This is a genomic window from Streptomyces yerevanensis, assembly GCF_000716805.1.
GTDB lineage: Bacteria > Actinomycetota > Actinomycetes > Streptomycetales > Streptomycetaceae > Streptomyces > Streptomyces flaveus.
The window spans coordinates 201,578-218,407 of record NZ_JNWJ01000001.1 but is presented as its reverse complement, the minus strand read 5'-3'; the positions used below and the strand labels follow the sequence as shown (position 1 = coordinate 218,407).

The following is a 16,830-nucleotide window of genomic DNA, read 5'->3' as shown; positions in this document are numbered from 1 at the left end:
GCGGTCGGGGACATCCCATACAACTCGCCGGCGTCGAAAGCCGGCGTACCAACGAGGAGATCGGTTCGTGACGATCCGCGTAGGCATCAACGGCTTTGGCCGCATCGGTCGTAACTACTTCCGCGCGCTGCTGGAGCAGGGTGCAGACATCGAGATCGTGGCTGTCAACGACCTGGGTGACACCGCGACCACCGCTCACCTGCTGAAATACGACACCATCCTGGGCCGCCTGAAGGCCGAGGTGTCCCACACGGAGAACACCATCACCGTGGACGGCCGCACCATCAAGGTGCTGTCCGAGCGCAACCCCGCCGATATCCCGTGGGGCGAGCTGGGCGTCGACATCGTCATCGAGTCGACCGGCATCTTCACGAAGAAGGCCGACGCCGAGAAGCACATCGCCGGCGGCGCCAAGAAGGTCCTCATCTCGGCTCCGGCCAAGGACGAGGACATCACCATCGTGATGGGCGTCAACCAGGACAAGTACGACGCGGCCAACCACCACGTCATCTCGAACGCCTCCTGCACCACCAACTGTGTGGCCCCGATGGCCAAGGTTCTCGACGAGAACTTCGGCATCGTCAAGGGCCTGATGACGACGGTGCACGCGTACACGAACGACCAGCGCATCCTGGACTTCCCGCACTCGGACCTGCGCCGCGCCCGCGCCGCCGCCGAGAACATCATCCCGACCACCACTGGTGCCGCGAAGGCCACCGCGCTGGTCCTCCCGCAGCTCAAGGGCAAGCTCGACGGCATCGCGATGCGCGTCCCGGTCCCGACCGGCTCGGCCACCGACCTGGTCGTGACGCTGCAGCGCGAGGTCACCAAGGACGAGGTCAACGCCGCGTTCAAGAAGGCCTCCGACGACGGCGACCTCAAGGGCTACCTGACCTACACCGAGGACCCGATCGTCTCCTCGGACATCGTCGGCGACCCGGCCTCCTGCACCTTCGACTCCTCCCTGACCATGGTCCAGGAGGGCAACTCGGTGAAGATCCTCGGCTGGTACGACAACGAGTGGGGCTACTCCAACCGCCTCGTGGACCTCACGGTCTTCGTCGGCGGCCAGCTCTAAGTCCCAGAGCAAGGCACCTCGATGTGAGCACAGGGCTCGGGCAGCGCAAGGCCGCGCTGCCCGGGCCCCCTCTTTTGCGGCTGAACCGCCGCCGCTCTCGCGGACCTGGTTGACCGCCGTCGTGGTTCCTCAATTGATGGCTGATCTATTCGCGGGTAATACATCAGAGCCCCACCCAGGAGTCACTCAATGAAGACGATCGACGAACTTCTCGTCGAAGGAGTCAGTGGCAAGCGTGTCTTCGTGCGCGCCGACCTGAACGTGCCGCTGGCCGACGGCCGTATCACCGACGACGGTCGCATCCGCGCCGTCCTGCCCACCGTCAAGGCCCTCACAGAGGCGGGCGCCAAGGTGGTTGTCGCCTCGCATCTGGGCCGCCCCAAGGGCGCCCCGGACCCGGCGTTCTCGCTGCTGCCCGCCGCCGAGCGGTTCGGTGAACTCCTCGGCGCGCCCGTCGCGTTCGCCCAGGACACCGTCGGCCCCGCCGCCCACGACGCCGTGAACGGCCTGCAGCCCGGCCAGGTCGCGGTCATCGAGAACCTGCGCTTCAACGCCGGTGAGACGTCGAAGGACGACACCGAGCGCGGCGAGTTCGCGGACCAGCTCGCGGCCCTGGCCGATGTCTACGTAGGCGACGGTTTCGGCGCGGTGCACCGCAAGCACGCCTCCGTGTACGACCTTCCGGCACGCCTTCCGCACTACGCGGGCCACCTCATCGCCACCGAAGTCGGTGTCCTGAAGAAGCTCACCGAGGACGTCAAGCGCCCTTATGTCGTCGCGCTCGGCGGCGCCAAGGTCTCCGACAAGCTCGCCGTCATCGACCAGCTCCTGGGCAAGGCCGACCGGCTGCTGATCGGCGGCGGCATGGCGTACACCTTCCTCAAGGCCAAGGGGTACGAGATCGGCAGCTCCCTCCTCCAGGAGGACCAGATCCCGGTCGTCATCGAGTACATCGAGCGCGCCGAGAAGTCTGGTGTCGAGCTGGTCCTGCCCGTCGACGCACTGGTCGGGTCCGAGTTCCCGGACCTGAAGACCAAGGCCCCGGCCAATCCCACCACCGTCGCCGCGGACGCCATCCCGGCCGACCAGATGGGCCTCGACATCGGCCCTGAGTCCCGCAAGCTGTACGCCTCGAAGCTCGCCGACGCCGCCACCGTCTTCTGGAACGGTCCCATGGGCGTCTTCGAGCACCCCGACTACGCCGAGGGCACCAAGTCGGTCGCCCAGGCCCTTCTCGACTCCCCGGCCTTCACGGTCGTCGGCGGCGGCGACTCCGCCGCGGCCGTTCGCATCCTGGGCTTCGACGAGACGGCATTCGGCCACATCTCGACCGGCGGCGGCGCCTCCCTCGAGTACCTCGAGGGCAAGACGCTCCCCGGCCTCGCCGCACTGGAGGACTGACCCCGTATGACCACTCGTACGCCGCTGATGGCGGGCAACTGGAAGATGAACCTCAACCACCTCGAGGCCATCGCCCACGTCCAGAAGCTCGCCTTCGCCCTGGCCGACAAGGACTACGAGGCCGTCGAGGTCGCCGTCCTGGCGCCCTTCACCGACCTGCGCTCCGTACAGACCCTGGTCGACGGCGACAAGCTCAAGATCAAATACGGCGCCCAGGATGTCTCGGCGCACGACTCCGGTGCCTACACCGGCGAGATCTCCGCCCCGATGCTGGCCAAGCTGAAGTGCACCTACGTGACGGTGGGCCACTCCGAGCGCCGGCAGTACCACAAGGAGAGCGACGAGCTCTGCAACGCCAAGGTCAAGACCGCCTTCAAGCACGGCCTCACGCCGATCCTGTGCGTCGGTGAGGAACTGGAGGTCCGCGAGGCGGGCAACCACGTCACGCACACGCTCGCCCAGGTCGAGGGCGCCCTCAAGGACGTACCGGCCGAGCAGGTCGAGTCCATCGTGGTCGCGTACGAGCCGGTCTGGGCCATCGGCACCGGCAAGGTCTGCGGCGCCGACGACGCCCAGGAGGTCTGCGCGGCGATCCGTGGCAAGCTCGCCGAGCTGTACTCGCAGGAGCTGGCCGACCAGGTCCGCATCCAGTACGGCGGCTCCGTGAAGGCCGGGAACGTCGCCGAGATCATGGCGAAGCCCGACATCGACGGCGCCCTGGTCGGCGGCGCCTCGCTGGACGCCGACGAGTTCGTCAAGATCGTCCGGTTCCGTGACCAGTAGGTACCGGTTCCGCGACCAGTAAGTATGCGGTAGCGGCGATACGTCGTACCCTTGCGGGGGTTCAGTGGATATCCGCTGAACCCCCGTCGTCATCCAGATCCGAGGAAGTTGGTCCAGCCGTGGTTATGGGGTTCTCGATCGCCCTGATCGTCTTCAGCCTGCTGATGATGCTGCTGGTGCTGATGCACAAGGGGAAGGGCGGCGGCCTCTCCGACATGTTCGGTGGCGGCATGCAGTCGTCCGTCGGCGGCTCCTCGGTCGCCGAGCGCAACCTCGACCGCATCACCGTCGTGGTCGGTCTGTTGTGGTTCGCGTGCATTGTCGTGCTCGGCATCCTGATGAAGGTCACCAACTGATCAGCGGCTGACGTCGGTACGACAGCGCATCTTTCGCATAAAGCCCCATGTCCGGTACGCGCCCGCGGGCGCGGCCTATCATGGGGCTTGCGTCTTTGGGTGGGGTGTAACTCCAATCACTGGACGCGCGTTGGGCCTTACGTAGACTGAGGCGCTCGCAGCGAAGCGTCACGCCGACTCGCTTCGCGGCACCATTAGGCAGGGAGTTACGACCGTGGCAAGTGGCAACGCGATCCGTGGAAGCCGGGTCGGGGCGGGGCCGATGGGCGAGGCCGAGCGCGGCGAGTCCGCGCCGCGGCTGCGCATCTCCTTCTGGTGCTCCAACGGGCACGAGACGCAGCCGAGCTTCGCCAGCGACGCGCAGGTTCCCGAAACCTGGGACTGCCCGCGCTGCGGCTTTCCGGCCGGACAGGACCGGGACAACCCGCCGGACCCGCCGCGCACCGAACCGTACAAAACGCACCTCGCGTATGTACGGGAGCGGCGCAGCGACGAGGACGGCGAGGCGATTCTCGCCGAGGCGCTCGCCAAACTGCGAGGCGAAATCTAGGACTTGAGAACCGGCCGGGCACCCACAGGTGCGCGGCCGGAGCTGTTTCGTGTGCTTCGTGGCCTTTCGGGCTGCGGGACCTGATACCTGCGCGCAAGTCGGACGTATCTGTTGTTGAGCCGGATGACGGTGGGACGACGGCTCACGTCGAGCCCTGATCAATTAAGTTGGGACCGGCAGCGGGGCAACGTACGCAGCAGGACAGGTACGAAAGAAGGCTGAAGTCCGAGATGAACGCAGATAGCCATATCCGGCTCAACCAGAAGCCCGAGTGGACCGCTCTGGCCAAGCACCGTGAGGAACTCGGCGAGGTGCGGCTGCGTGAGCTGTTCGCCGCGGACCCGGGACGCGGCGCCGGATACACACTTCAGGTCGGCGATCTGCACGTCGACTACTCCAAGCATCTGGTCACCGACGAGACGCTGCGGCTGTTGCGTGAACTGGCCGCCGCGGCCGATGTGTTCGGGCTGCGGGACGCCATGTTCCGCGGCGAGAAGATCAACACGACCGAGGACCGCGCCGTGCTGCACACCGCGCTGCGCGCGACGCACGACGCGGTCATCGAGGTCGACGGCGAGAACGTCGTGCCGGGTGTGCACGCGGTGCTCGACAAGATGGCCGGCTTTGCCGACCGCGTCCGCTCGGGCGAGTGGACGGGGCACACCGGCAAACGCATCCGCACTGTCGTCAACATCGGCATCGGCGGCTCGGATCTGGGTCCGGCGATGGCGTACGAAGCGCTGCGGGCCTTCACCGATCGCGAGCTGACGGTCCGCTTCGTGTCGAACGTGGACGGGGCCGATCTGCACGAGGCGGTACGGGACCTGGACCCGGCCGAGACGCTGTTCATCATCGCCTCGAAGACCTTCACCACCATCGAGACGATCACCAACGCGACCTCGGCGCGCAACTGGCTGCTGACCGAGCTGAAGGCGGACCAGGATGCGGTCGCAAAGCACTTCGTGGCTTTGTCGACGAACGCCGAGAAGGTGTCGGACTTCGGCATCGACACGGCCAACATGTTCGAGTTCTGGGACTGGGTCGGCGGCCGGTACTCGTACGACTCGGCGATCGGCCTTTCGCTGATGATCGCGATCGGTCCGGACCGGTTCCGCGAGATGCTGGACGGTTTCCGGCTGGTCGACGAGCACTTCCGTACCGCGCCCGCCGAGTCCAACGTGCCGCTGCTGCTCGGCCTGTTGGGCATCTGGTACGGCAACTTCCATGACGCGCAGTCGCACGCGGTGCTGCCGTACTCGCACTACCTGTCCAAGTTCACGGCGTACCTGCAGCAGCTGGACATGGAGTCCAACGGCAAGTCCGTGGGCCGGGACGGCGAGCCCGTTCAGTGGCAGACCGGGCCCGTCGTGTGGGGTACGCCGGGGACCAACGGGCAGCACGCGTACTACCAGCTCATCCACCAGGGTACGAAGTTGATCCCGGCCGACTTCATCGGGTTCGCCGAGCCGGTCGCGGATCTGCTGCCGGGTCTTGTGGGTCAGCACGATCTGCTGATGGCCAACTTCTTTGCGCAGACGCAGGCGCTGGCCTTCGGGAAGACGCCGGACGAGGTGCGCGCGGAGGGGGCGGCCGAGGAACTGGTGCCGCACAAGACGTTCCAGGGCAACCATCCGACGACCACGATCCTCGCCCGCGAGCTCACTCCGTCGGTGCTCGGCCAGCTGATCGCGCTCTACGAGCACAAGGTGTTCGTGCAGGGTGCCGTGTGGAACATCGACTCCTTCGACCAGTGGGGCGTCGAGCTCGGCAAGGTGCTCGCCAAGCGCGTCGAGCCCGCGCTGACCGAGGGTGCCGAGGTGCCGGGCCTTGACGAGTCGACGAGGGCGCTGGTCGCCAAGTACCGGGAGCTGCGCGGGCGTTGAGCCCAGGCGGCTCAGGCAGGGGCCTCGGGTCGCGGCACCGTTAATCGGATGCGCGACCCCCGCTCGGCGGGTGACACTGCTCCGGCGCTGTCACCCGCCGGGAGGACGTCATGGACCAGTTGCTCGCCGCACTCGCGGATCCCGAACGCCAGAAGCTGTACGCCCGCATCGTGCTGGACCAACTGCCCCCGCGCGAGCAGGACTCCGCCCTGATGCGCAAGCACTTGGGGCGCCTGGTCGCCGCGGGGCTCGTCGAGCGGACGGCGGACGGGTCCCTGCGGGCCGATCCCGCCGTGTTTCGCCGTGCCCGGCCCGTGGAGGAGGAGGCGCACCCCGGTGTTCCCCGTCGCCTCGTGGGGTTCTTCGCGCAAGGGCGGCTGACCGCGATTCCGGTGCGCCCTGCCGTACGCCGTGAGCTGCTCACCCATCTCACCGGCACCCTCTTCGAGACCGAGCGCAGCTACTCCGAGCGTGAGGTCAACGAGGCGTTCCGCACCGTGCACGACGACACGTCAGCGCTGCGCCGCTACTGCGTGGAGAACGGGTTGCTCGTACGTGAGCGGGACGGCAGCGTCTATCGCGTTGCGGCTGCCTGAGCGCTCCGCGGGGTGCCTCCGGCGGTTGAGCGGTTGGGTTCGTTGTCGGGTGCGGGTGTGTGGGTGGCTGGTCGCGCCGTTCCCCGCGCCCCTGGGTGGGTGGTGGGTGCGGGGTCGTGGGCCGGTGCGTCAGCCCGTCGCAGGGCGGGCGTACGACCCGGTGTTGGTACACGGTGCGGGTTCTCCGAGACCGGAGCTAAGCGACGGGCATACGACGCACCGGCCCACGACCCCTCCCGCCGGTGAGAGGCTGCGGGTCGTCGGGGGTGCGGGCTTCTAAGCCGTGGGCAGTCGTAGCCCCGCCGGATGTCATCCGGCGGGGTCTTCGACGTGTGCGGAACGGGTGTTCAGGGCGACGCCGGCGGATACAGCGAGCGGGGCAGCTGGGATGCCGCTGCCGCGTCCAGCAGCCACAGGGTGCGGGAGCGGCCGTACGCGCCCGCTGCCGGGGCCTGGATCTCGCCCGCGCCCGAGAGGGCGATGGCCGCGGCCTTCGCCTTGTCCTCGCCCGCGGCCAGCAGCCACACCTCGCGGGCCGCCCGGATCGCGGGCAGGGTCAGCGAGATACGGGTCGGCGGGGGCTTGGGCGCGCCGTGTACGCCGACCACCATGCGCTCGGTTTCCCGTACGGCGGGCAGCTCAGGGAAGAGTGACGCCACATGCGTGTCCGGGCCGACGCCCAGCATCAGGACGTCGAAGGTGGGGACGGGGCCGTGGTTCTCGGGGCCCGAGGCCTTGGCCAGTTCGGCGGCGTACGCCTCCGCCGCCGCGTCGGCGTCCTTGCCGTACGGGCCGTCCGACGCGGGCATGGCGTGCACGCGGTGCGGATCCAGCGGTACCGAGTCCAGGAGCGCCTCGCGGGCTTGGGTGACATTGCGCTCCGGGTCGCCCTCGGGCAGGAACCGCTCGTCACCCCACCACAGGTCCAGGCGGCCCCAGTCGATGGCATCCCGCGCGGGGGCCGAACTCAGCGCCGCGAGGAGGCCGTTGCCGTTGCGCCCGCCCGTGAGCACCACCGAGGCGTAGCCCCGGGAGGCCTGCGCGTCCACGATCTTCGTGATGAGCCGGGCCGCGGCGGCCTGGGCCATCAGTTCCTTGTCGTGGTGGACGACGAGCTGCGGCGCGGTGCTCACTTGGACGCCACCCTCTTGGCCAGGTCGGCGGGGGTGGCCGGAGCCTTGTCGGCCTCCTTCGCCGACTCCTTGGCGGACGCCTCGGGCGACGACTCCGCAGCGGAAGCCCCGGCATCGGAACCTCCAGCTTCGGAAGCCCTCGCCGCAGAATCTGCAGAACTCGCGGAATCCGCGGTCTCGGAAGCGTCAGCCTCGGAAGCACTGGCTCCGGAGACCCCGGCCCGGAAGGCCGCAGCTCGGGAACCCGCCGCCGTAACAGCCGCGCCCCCGGAGCCCTCAGCCCATCCGCCCGCGGAACCCCCCGCGAGCGAACCGGACTTGAAGCCCCCGCTGCCCAGCCGCTCCACTCCGAACCGCAGCGCCGACGCATACGTGTCGTCCGGGTCCAGTCGCCGCAGTTCCTCCGCTATCAGCTCGGCCGTGTCGCGGCGGTTCAGCGCCACCGCCCGGTCGGGCTGGCCCTGGATGGACAGCGTCGCCAGGGAACCGTCGGCGCGGTCCAGGACGATCGGTCCGGAGCTGGTGGCCATCCGGACGGAGGTGAGACCGGGTCCGGAGGACAGCGAGCGCTTGACCGGGACGTCGAGCCGGTCCGCGAGCCACATGGCGAGCAGCTCGCAGCTCGGGTTGAACTCCTCGCCCTCCACCTCGACCGAGGTGACCTCGCAGGTGACCTGGTCCAGGGCCGCGGCCAGCATCGAACGCCAGGGCGTGATGCGGGTCCACGACAGGTCCGTGTCGCCGGGGGTGTAGGCGTCGGCGCGGGCGCCGAGTTCCCGTACGGGCTGCTCGGCGGCGTAGGTGTCGGTGACGCGGCGCTGCGCCAGGGCGCCCAGCGGGTCCTTGGCCGGGTCGAGCGGCGCGTTCACCGGCCACCAGACGACGACCGGCGCGTCCGGCAGCAGCAGGGGAAGGACCACCGACTGAGCGTGGTCGACCACCTCGCCGTACAGCCGCAGCACCACCGTCTCACCGGTGCCCGCGTCCGCGCCGACCCGTACCTCGGCGTCGAGCCGGGATGTGGTGCGGTCGCGGGGCGAGCGGGAGATGCGCTTGATGACCACGAGGGTGCGCGAGGGGTGCTCGCGGGACGCGTCGGAGGCGGCCTTCAGCGCGTCGTAGGCGTTCTCCTCGTCGGTGACGATGACGAGGGTGAGCACCATGCCGACGGCGGGGGTGCCGATGTCCCGGCGGCCCTGCACCAGCGCCTTGTTGATCTTGCTGGCCGTGGTGTCCGTGAGGTCGATTTTCATGGCCGGCGCCAGCTCCGTCCATCTCGTTCGAGCATTTCGTCCGCCTCGGCCGGGCCCCAGGTGCCCGACGGGTACTGCGCGGGCTTGCCGTGCTTGTCCCAGTACTCCTCGATCGGGTCGAGGATCTTCCAGGACAGCTCGACCTCCTCGGTGCGCGGGAAGAGGTTGGCGTCGCCGAGCAGGACGTCGAGGATCAGCCGTTCGTACGCCTCCGGGCTGGACTCCGTGAAGGACTCGCCGTACGCGAAGTCCATCGACACGTCCCGTACCTCCATGGAGGTGCCGGGCACCTTGGAGCCGAAGCGGACCGTGACGCCCTCGTCCGGCTGGACGCGGATGACCAGCGCGTTCTGTCCCAGCTCCTCCGTCGCCGTGTGGTCGAAGGGGGAGTGCGGGGCGCGCTGGAAGACGACCGCGATCTCGGTGACGCGGCGGCCCAGGCGCTTGCCCGTGCGCAGATAGAAGGGGACGCCCGCCCAACGCCGGTTGTCCACCTCCAGCTTGACGGCCGCGTAGGTGTCGGTCTTCGACTTGGCGTCGATGCCGTCCTCTTCGAGGTAGCCGATGACTTTCTGGCCGCCCTGCCAGCCGGCCGCGTACTGCGCGAACACCGTGTCGCGGCCGAGGTCCTTGGGCAGCTTCACGGCGCCCAGCACCTTGGTCTTCTCGGCGGCCAGCGCGTCGGCGTCGAAGGAGGCGGGCTCCTCCATCGCGGTCAGCGCGAGCAGCTGGAGCAGATGGTTCTGGATGACGTCGCGGGCGGCGCCGATTCCGTCGTAGTAGCCGGCACGGCCACCGATGCCGATGTCCTCGGCCATCGTGATCTGTACGTGGTCGACGAACGAACGGGTCCAGATCGGCTCGAACATCTGGTTGGCGAAGCGCAGCGCCAGAATGTTCTGGACGGTCTCCTTGCCCAGGTAGTGGTCGATACGGAAGACCTGGTCCGGGGCGAAGACCTCCTCGACGGTCGCGTTGAGCTCCTCGGCGGACCTGAGGTCGTGGCCGAAGGGCTTCTCGATGACCGCGCGCCGCCAGGAACCGCTCGACTGGTCGGCCAGACCGTGCTTCTTCAGCTGCTGGATGACCACGGGGAAGGCGGACGGCGGTACGGAGAGGTAGAACGCGAAGTTGCCGCCCGTGCCCTGCGCCTTGTCCAGCTCCCCGATCGTCTCGCGCAGCCGCTCGAACGCGTCGTCGTCGTCGAAGGTGCCCTGGACGAACCGCATCCCCTGGATGAGCTGCTGCCAGACCTCCTCGCGGAAGGGGGTGCGGGCGTGCTCCTTGACGGCGTCGTGGACCTCCTGGGCGAAGTCCTCGTTCGCCCACTCGCGGCGGGCGAAGCCGACGAGTGAGAAACCCGGCGGCAGCAGGCCGCGGTTGGCGAGGTCGTAGACAGCGGGCATCAGCTTCTTACGGGACAAATCGCCCGTGACGCCGAAGATGACGAGGCCCGACGGCCCCGCGATACGCGGGAGCCGTCGGTCTGCGGCGTCACGAAGCGGATTCGCTCCGGTGCCGGGAGAAGGAGTCAAGATCTCAGCCTTCCGAGGGGGCGAGGCGCTTGAGCTCCGCCTCGGTCGACTTGAGCAGGTCGTTCCAGGACGCCTCGAACTTCTCGACGCCCTCGTCCTCCAGGAGCTGGACCACCTCGTCGTACGAGATCCCGAGCTTCTCGACCGCGTCGAGTTCGGCACGGGCCTGCTCGTACGTACCGGCAATGGTGTTGCCGGTGATCTGTCCGTGGTCCTCGGCGGCGAAGAGGGTCGCCTCCGGCATGGTGTTCACCGTGTTCGGCGCGACCAGGTCGTCGACGTACAGGGTGTCCTTGTAGGCCGGGTCCTTGACGCCGGTCGAGGCCCACAGCGGACGCTGCTTGTTGGCCTGCGCCTTGTCCAGCTCCTGCCAGCGAGCCGAGGAGAAGACCTCCTCGTACGCCTGGTAGGCGAGCCGGGCGTTGGCGACGCCCGCCTTGCCGCGGGCGGCCTTGGCCTCGTCGGTGCCCAGGGCGTCGATCCGCTTGTCGATCTCGGTGTCCACACGGGACACGAAGAAGGACGCCACGGAGTGGATCTTGGACAGGTCCAGGCCCTTGGCCTTGGCCTTCTCCAGTCCGCTCACGTACGCGTCCATGACCTCGCGGTAGCGCTCCAGCGAGAAGATCAGCGTGACGTTCACGCTGATGCCGTTGCCGATCGTCTCGGTGATCGCCGGGAGGCCCGCCCGGGTGGCCGGGATCTTGATGAGCGTGTTCGGGCGATCCACCAGCCAGGCGAGCTGCTTGGCCTCGGCGACCGTCGACCGCGTGTTGTGCGCGAGGCGCGGGTCGACCTCGATCGAGACCCGGCCGTCCTGACCGCCGGTGGCGTCGAAGACCGGGCGCAGGATGTCGGCGGCGTCGCGGACGTCCGCCGTCGTGATCATGCGGATGGCCTCTTCGACGGTGACCTCACGGGCGGCGAGGTCGGCGACCTGCTGCTCGTAACCGTCACCGCTCGAGATGGCCTTCTGGAAGATCGACGGATTGGTCGTGACGCCCACTACGTGCTGCTGGTCGATCAGTTCGGCGAGGTTGCCGGACGTGATCCGCTTGCGCGACAGGTCGTCCAGCCAGATCGCGACGCCTTCTTCGGAGAGGCGCTTCAGTGCGTCTGTCATGGAAAATGCATCTCCTACGTGTCGTATGTCAGCGTCAGCGCTGGGCTGCGGCGATCGATTCCCGGGCGGCGGATGCGACGTTCTCGGCAGTGAAGCCGAACTCGCGGAAGAGGACCTTGCCGTCGGCCGAAGCACCGAAGTGCTCCAGGGAAACGATGCGTCCGGCGTCCCCCACGTACTTGTGCCAGGTCAGACCGATCCCGGCCTCGACCGCGACACGCGCCTTGACGGACGGCGGCAGGACGCTGTCCCGGTACCCCTGGTCCTGCTCCTCGAACCACTCCACGGACGGCATGGACACCACCCGCGTCGGCACCCCGGCGGCCTGCAACTGCTCGCGCGCCTCGACTGCGACATGCACCTCGGAACCGGTCGCGATGAGGACCACCTGCGGCTCGCCGCCCTCGGCGTCGAAGAGGACGTAACCGCCCTTCGCCGCATCCTCGTTGGGCTCGTACGTCGGTACGCCCTGACGGGTCAGCGCGAGGCCGTGCGGGGCGCCCCTGCCGAACTCCTTGGTGTAGCGCTTGAGGATCTCGCGCCAGGCGATCGCCGTCTCGTTGGCGTCGGCGGGGCGGACCACGTTCAGACCCGGGATCGCGCGCAGCGCGGCCAGGTGCTCGACCGGCTGGTGCGTCGGACCGTCCTCGCCCAGACCGATCGAGTCGTGCGTCCATACGTACGTCACCGGCAGGTGCATCAGGGCCGACAGGCGCACCGCGTTGCGCATGTAGTCGGAGAACACCAGGAACGTACCGCCGTAGATACGGGTGTTGCCGTGCAGCGCGATGCCGTTCATCTCCGCGGCCATGGCGTGCTCACGGATGCCGAAGTGGATCGTGCGGCCGTACGGGTCGGCCTCCGGCAGCGGGTTGCCCTGCGGCAGGAACGAACTCGTCTTGTCGATCGTGGTGTTGTTCGAGCCCGCCAGGTCGGCGGAGCCGCCCCACAGTTCGGGGATGACCGCGCCGAGCGCCTGGAGCACCTTGCCGGAGGCGGCACGCGTGGCGACGCCCTTGCCCGGCTCGAAGACGGGCAGGTGCGACTCCCAGCCCTCGGGCAGCTCGCCCGCGTTGACGCGGTCGAACTCGGCGGCCCGCTGCGGGTTGGCGGTACGCCAGGCGGCGAGTGACTTCTCCCACTCGGCGCGGGCCTCACGGCCGCGGTCGCCCAGCGCGCGGGTGTGCGTGATGACCTCGTCGGCGACCTCGAAGGACTGCTCCGGGTCGAAGCCGAGGACGCGCTTGGTGGCCGCGACCTCGTCGTCGCCGAGCGCCGAGCCGTGCGCGGCCTCGGTGTTCTGCGCGTTCGGGGCCGGCCAGGCGATGATCGAGCGCATCGCGATGAAGGACGGCTTGTCGGTGACGGCCTTGGCCTTCTCGATCGCCTCGTACAGCGCGGCCGGGTCGAGGTCGCCGTTCTCCTTCGGCTGCACGCGCTGTACATGCCAGCCGTACGCCTCGTACCTCTTGGCGGTGTCCTCGGAGACGGCCGCCTCGGTGTCGCCCTCGATCGAGATGTGGTTGTCGTCCCACAGCAGGACCAGGTTGCCCAGCCTCTGGTGGCCCGCCAGCGACGACGCCTCGGCGGAGATGCCCTCCTGGAGGCAGCCGTCACCGGCGATCGCGTAGATGTAGTGGTCGAAGGGGGAGGTGCCGGGAGCGGCCTCCGGGTCGAACAGACCGCGCTCGTAGCGGGCGGCCATCGCCATGCCCACCGCGTTGGCGACGCCCTGGCCGAGCGGGCCCGTCGTCGTCTCCACACCGGCCGTGTGCCCGTACTCGGGGTGGCCCGGGGTCTTCGACCCCCACGTCCTGAACGCCTTCAGGTCGTCCAGCTCCAGGCCGAATCCGGCGAGGTACAGCTGGGTGTAGAGGGTCAGGGAGGAATGTCCTGCGGAGAGGACGAAACGGTCCCGTCCTGTCCAGTCCGGGTCTGCCGGGTCATGCCGCATCACCTTCTGGAAGAGGGTGTACGCGGCAGGCGCCAGGCTCATCGCCGTACCCGGATGGCCGTTGCCGACCTTCTGTACGGCATCGGCGGCCAGGATGCGGGCCGTGTCGACAGCTCGCTGGTCCAGTTCGGTCCACTCGAGGTCTGTGGTGGTCGGCTTGGTGCTCACCCTGAGTCAGGGCTCCTCTCCACATGTTCCACATGTCGAATGCCGGTGCACACGCGCGCCCACCGGCCGTTGTCGAGCCTACCCCCGTAAGAACGCGTATTTTTTCGAGTCATTCCACAGCTCCGGGAGTGTCCCGTCACGTATCTCCTGACCGGCGCGTTCCGCATTCGGGCGGTGAATGAACGTGAATACGCAACCGGTGATCCGGCTGCTCAATCGAGCGGTGCTGAGCCCCTCGCGGGGCCCTGTCCAACACGATCCGACCCCCGCGAAGAGCGGGGTCTGGGCAACGTCTACAGTGGCGTGGTACGCGCGAGCCTTTACCCGGAGTTCACACTCGGGGCTCGCTGGAATGTCTCTGTAGGGGTGTACGTGACGGCCGTTGAATCCCGTCCTGCGGGTGTGCTCGGGACGAGTCAGAGCACGAAACACCGGCCGTTCGGGGCCCGGGTCAAGGCGTTCATCGCTCTCACCAAGCCACGGATCATCGAGCTGCTGCTGATCACCACCGTGCCGGTGATGTTCCTCGCCCAGCAGGGCGTGCCCGACCTCAAGCTGGTCCTTCTCACCTGCGTCGGCGGCTACCTCTCCGCGGGCGGCGCCAACGCGCTGAACATGTACATCGACCGTGACATCGACGCGCTCATGGAGCGCACCTCGCAGCGTCCACTGGTCACCGGCATGGTCAGCCCTCGCGAGTGCCTGGTCTTCGGCATCACGCTCGCCGTCGTCTCGACCCTGCTGTTCGGCCTGACCGTCAACTGGCTGTCCGCCTGGCTCTCGCTCGGAGCCCTCCTCTTCTATGTCGTCGTCTACACGATGATCCTCAAGAGGCGTACGTCGCAGAACATCGTCTGGGGCGGCATCGCCGGCTGCCTGCCCGTTCTCATCGGCTGGTCCTCCGTCACCAACTCCATGTCCTGGGCCCCGGTCATCCTCTTCCTCGTCATGTTCTTCTGGACGCCGCCGCACTACTGGCCGCTGTCGATGAGGGTGCGCGACGACTACGCGCGCGTGGGCGTGCCGATGCTGCCGGTCATCGCCTCCAACAGGGTCGTCGCACGGCAGATCGTCCTCTACAGCTGGGCGATGGTCGCCGTCTCCCTGCTGCTGACGCCGCTCGGCTACACCGGCTGGTTCTACACGGCCGTCGCCCTGGTGACCGGCGGCTTCTGGCTCTGGGAGGCGCACGGGCTGCAGGCCCGCGCCAAGGACGGGGCCGTGGGCGCGAAGCTCAAGGAGATGCGCCTCTTCCACTGGTCGATCACGTACGTCTCGCTGCTGTTCGTGGCGGTGGCTGTGGATCCCTTCCTGCGGTAGGCGGTAGCCGCTTTCGTCCGTCGACGGGCGGGGTACGTGGTCAAGGCCACGCACCCCGCCCGTCGCCGTTTGATCTACCCGTCGGTAGCATCCTGACCATGGCAGACACCGCAGACACCGCAGACACCCAGCAGGTCGACGAGGCCGAGGCCGAGGGCCGTAAGCAGGCCGCCAGGGCGGAGCGTCATGTGGCGCGCCTCGCCAAGCAGATCGCCTCCTTCGCCAAGGCACACGGCGGCGCCGAGGGCCAGATCGCGTACCTGGGGCAGCGCGGCGCCCGCATCGTCCTCGTCGGCGAGGACGGCGAATGGGGCGATCTGGTGGCCCCGAGTCACGCGATGGCCGAGCAGGCGGTCCAGAAATCAGGCATCACCGTCCACGAGTCCTTCGACGGCGACTTCGCGGCGAAGGTGAAGACGGGGCGGTACGAGTGGACGCGGATGGCGGGGATCCAGCTGGGCGGTCCCAGTAACGCCTGACGGCGACCAACCGGCAGTTTTCGTACTTCCCGCGTCCTTAACCAGCACCCGACACCCGGCTCCTCCGTTAGGACCTGTAAAGGCAGGGCCCACTGGCTGGGGAGTCCCGATGATCGAAACGCTGTCGCTGGTGGACCAGTACTGCCATGGCGTGCTGCGGACAGAGCTGGGCCTGGGCACCTTCGAGGCGCACCTCGCCCGGGGTGAGGGCCGGCCCGCGGCGGGCACGACCTTCTTCGACACCCAGACCGGTTTCGCCGTACGCCGCTGGTGCCCGCCCCTCCTCGGTCTGGAACCGCACTGTCCGCCCGCCCGCTATCTCGCGCGACGCCGTGAGCTGGGCGTACTGGAGTCGGGGCGCAGGCTGCTGCGGGGCAGCGGGATCACGACCTATCTGGTCGACACCGGACTGCCCGGCGACCTGACAGGACCCGGCGAGATGGCCTCGGCCGGTGGCGCCGACGCCCACGAGATCGTCCGCCTGGAACTGCTCGCCGAGCAGGTCGCCGACACCTCCGGAACCGTCGAGTCGTTCCTCGCCAACCTCGCTGAGTCCGTGCACGCGGCGGCCGCGAACGCCGTGGCGTTCACATCGGTGGCCGGCGCACGGCACGGTCTGGCGCTCGCGCCCGAACCGCCGGGCCCGGGCGAGGTCCGGGGCGCCGCGGGCCGCTGGCTCACCGGACGCCGCGTCGGCGGCACCCTGTCCGACCCGGTACTGCTACGGCACCTCCTGTGGATCGCCGTCGCCTCGGGCCGCCCGCTCCAACTGCACGCGGGACTCGGCGAAGGGGGCCTGCGCATCGACCGCACCGACCCCGCCCTGCTCACCGACTTCGCCCGCGCCACGGCCGGCCTCGGCACCGACCTGGTCCTGCTGCACGGCTACCCGTACCATCGGCACGCGGCGCATCTGACCGGGGCCTTCCCGCATGTGTACGCCGACCTGGGCACCGCCCTCGTCCGTACGGGCGCCCGCGCCTCCGCCGTGCTCTCCGAGATCCTCGAACTCGCGCCCTTCGGCAAGCTCCTCTTCTCCTCCGGCGCCCACGGCCTGCCCGAACTCCATGTGGTCGGGGCCCGCCTCTTCCGCGAGTCGCTGGCCCGGGTGCTCGGCACATGGGTCGCCGAAGACGCCTGGTCGTTGGCCGACGCGCAGCGGGTGGCGGGGCTCATCGCGGCGGGGAACGCGCGGCGGGTGTACGGACTGGAGTGAGC

The 16,830-nt window shown here is 68.7% G+C and carries 15 protein-coding genes; 10 read left to right on the top strand and 5 right to left on the bottom strand.

Translation table 11 applies throughout. The annotated features are described in order from the left end of the window. Nucleotides 1-67 precede the first annotated feature (67 nt). From gap to OP79_RS58410, 7 genes are all read left to right on the top strand, one after another. Nucleotides 68-1,078 carry a type I glyceraldehyde-3-phosphate dehydrogenase gene (gene gap, locus OP79_RS01040; protein ID WP_033317924.1) on the top strand — a complete coding sequence of 337 codons (1,011 nt, stop codon included), beginning with the start codon at nt 68-70 and terminating at the stop codon, nt 1,076-1,078. Between the two features lie 189 nt (nt 1,079-1,267). Continuing rightward, nucleotides 1,268-2,479, top strand: a complete 1,212-nt coding sequence (locus tag OP79_RS01035; protein ID WP_033317923.1) for a phosphoglycerate kinase — start codon at nt 1,268-1,270, stop codon at nt 2,477-2,479. Nucleotides 2,480-2,485: 6 nt separating this feature from the next. Next, nucleotides 2,486-3,262: a triose-phosphate isomerase gene (gene tpiA, locus OP79_RS01030; RefSeq protein WP_033317922.1), complete on the top strand. Its 777-nt coding sequence runs from the start codon at nt 2,486-2,488 to the stop codon at nt 3,260-3,262. 125 nt (nt 3,263-3,387) lie between these two features. After that, entirely contained in the window at nt 3,388-3,618 is a 231-nt protein-coding gene (gene secG, locus OP79_RS01025) for a preprotein translocase subunit SecG (protein ID WP_033317921.1), read from the top strand. 214 nt (nt 3,619-3,832) lie between these two features. Beyond that, nucleotides 3,833-4,168, top strand: a complete 336-nt coding sequence (locus OP79_RS01020; protein WP_078491545.1) for an RNA polymerase-binding protein RbpA — start codon at nt 3,833-3,835, stop codon at nt 4,166-4,168. Nucleotides 4,169-4,398: 230 nt separating this feature from the next. Then, complete coding sequence (gene pgi, locus OP79_RS01015; protein WP_033317919.1) at nt 4,399-6,051, top strand: glucose-6-phosphate isomerase; 1,653 nt, start codon at nt 4,399-4,401, stop codon at nt 6,049-6,051. Between the two features lie 110 nt (nt 6,052-6,161). After that, entirely contained in the window at nt 6,162-6,647 is a 486-nt protein-coding gene (locus OP79_RS58410) for a DUF2087 domain-containing protein (RefSeq protein WP_425428545.1), read from the top strand. A gap of 347 nt (nt 6,648-6,994) precedes the next feature. Here the strand turns inward: OP79_RS58410 and pgl are convergent, their stop codons facing one another. Genes pgl through tkt form a run of 5 tightly spaced genes read right to left on the bottom strand, consistent with a single transcriptional unit; the run spans nt 6,995 to nt 13,813 of the window. Then, nucleotides 6,995-7,780 (bottom strand): 6-phosphogluconolactonase, encoded by a 786-nt coding sequence (gene pgl / locus OP79_RS01005; protein WP_033317918.1) that lies wholly within the window; start codon nt 7,778-7,780, stop codon nt 6,995-6,997. Next, on the bottom strand, nt 7,777-9,033 hold the full coding sequence (opcA, locus tag OP79_RS01000) for a glucose-6-phosphate dehydrogenase assembly protein OpcA (RefSeq protein ID WP_051744292.1): 1,257 nt from the start codon (nt 9,031-9,033) through the stop codon (nt 7,777-7,779). Before opcA ends, pgl begins: the two co-directional genes overlap by 4 nt. Next, nucleotides 9,030-10,568: a glucose-6-phosphate dehydrogenase gene (gene zwf, locus OP79_RS00995; RefSeq protein WP_033317917.1), complete on the bottom strand. Its 1,539-nt coding sequence runs from the start codon at nt 10,566-10,568 to the stop codon at nt 9,030-9,032. The genes opcA and zwf overlap by 4 nt, the downstream gene beginning before the upstream one ends. A 4-nt stretch (nt 10,569-10,572) precedes the next feature. Continuing rightward, nucleotides 10,573-11,691 (bottom strand): transaldolase, encoded by a 1,119-nt coding sequence (gene tal, locus OP79_RS00990; RefSeq protein WP_033317916.1) that lies wholly within the window; start codon nt 11,689-11,691, stop codon nt 10,573-10,575. Nucleotides 11,692-11,725: 34 nt separating this feature from the next. Continuing rightward, nucleotides 11,726-13,813: a transketolase gene (tkt, locus tag OP79_RS00985; protein ID WP_033317915.1), complete on the bottom strand. Its 2,088-nt coding sequence runs from the start codon at nt 13,811-13,813 to the stop codon at nt 11,726-11,728. 366 nt (nt 13,814-14,179) lie between these two features. Here tkt and OP79_RS00980 point away from each other — a divergent pair, with 366 nt between their 5' ends. From OP79_RS00980 to OP79_RS00970, 3 genes are all read left to right on the top strand, one after another. Next, nucleotides 14,180-15,133: a heme o synthase gene (locus OP79_RS00980; RefSeq protein ID WP_033317914.1), complete on the top strand. Its 954-nt coding sequence runs from the start codon at nt 14,180-14,182 to the stop codon at nt 15,131-15,133. Nucleotides 15,134-15,231: 98 nt separating this feature from the next. Next, nucleotides 15,232-15,612 (top strand): hypothetical protein, encoded by a 381-nt coding sequence (locus OP79_RS00975; RefSeq protein ID WP_033317913.1) that lies wholly within the window; start codon nt 15,232-15,234, stop codon nt 15,610-15,612. 109 nt (nt 15,613-15,721) lie between these two features. Continuing rightward, on the top strand, nt 15,722-16,828 hold the full coding sequence (locus OP79_RS00970; protein ID WP_033317912.1) for an amidohydrolase family protein: 1,107 nt from the start codon (nt 15,722-15,724) through the stop codon (nt 16,826-16,828). The last annotated feature ends 2 nt before the right edge of the window (nt 16,829-16,830 follow it).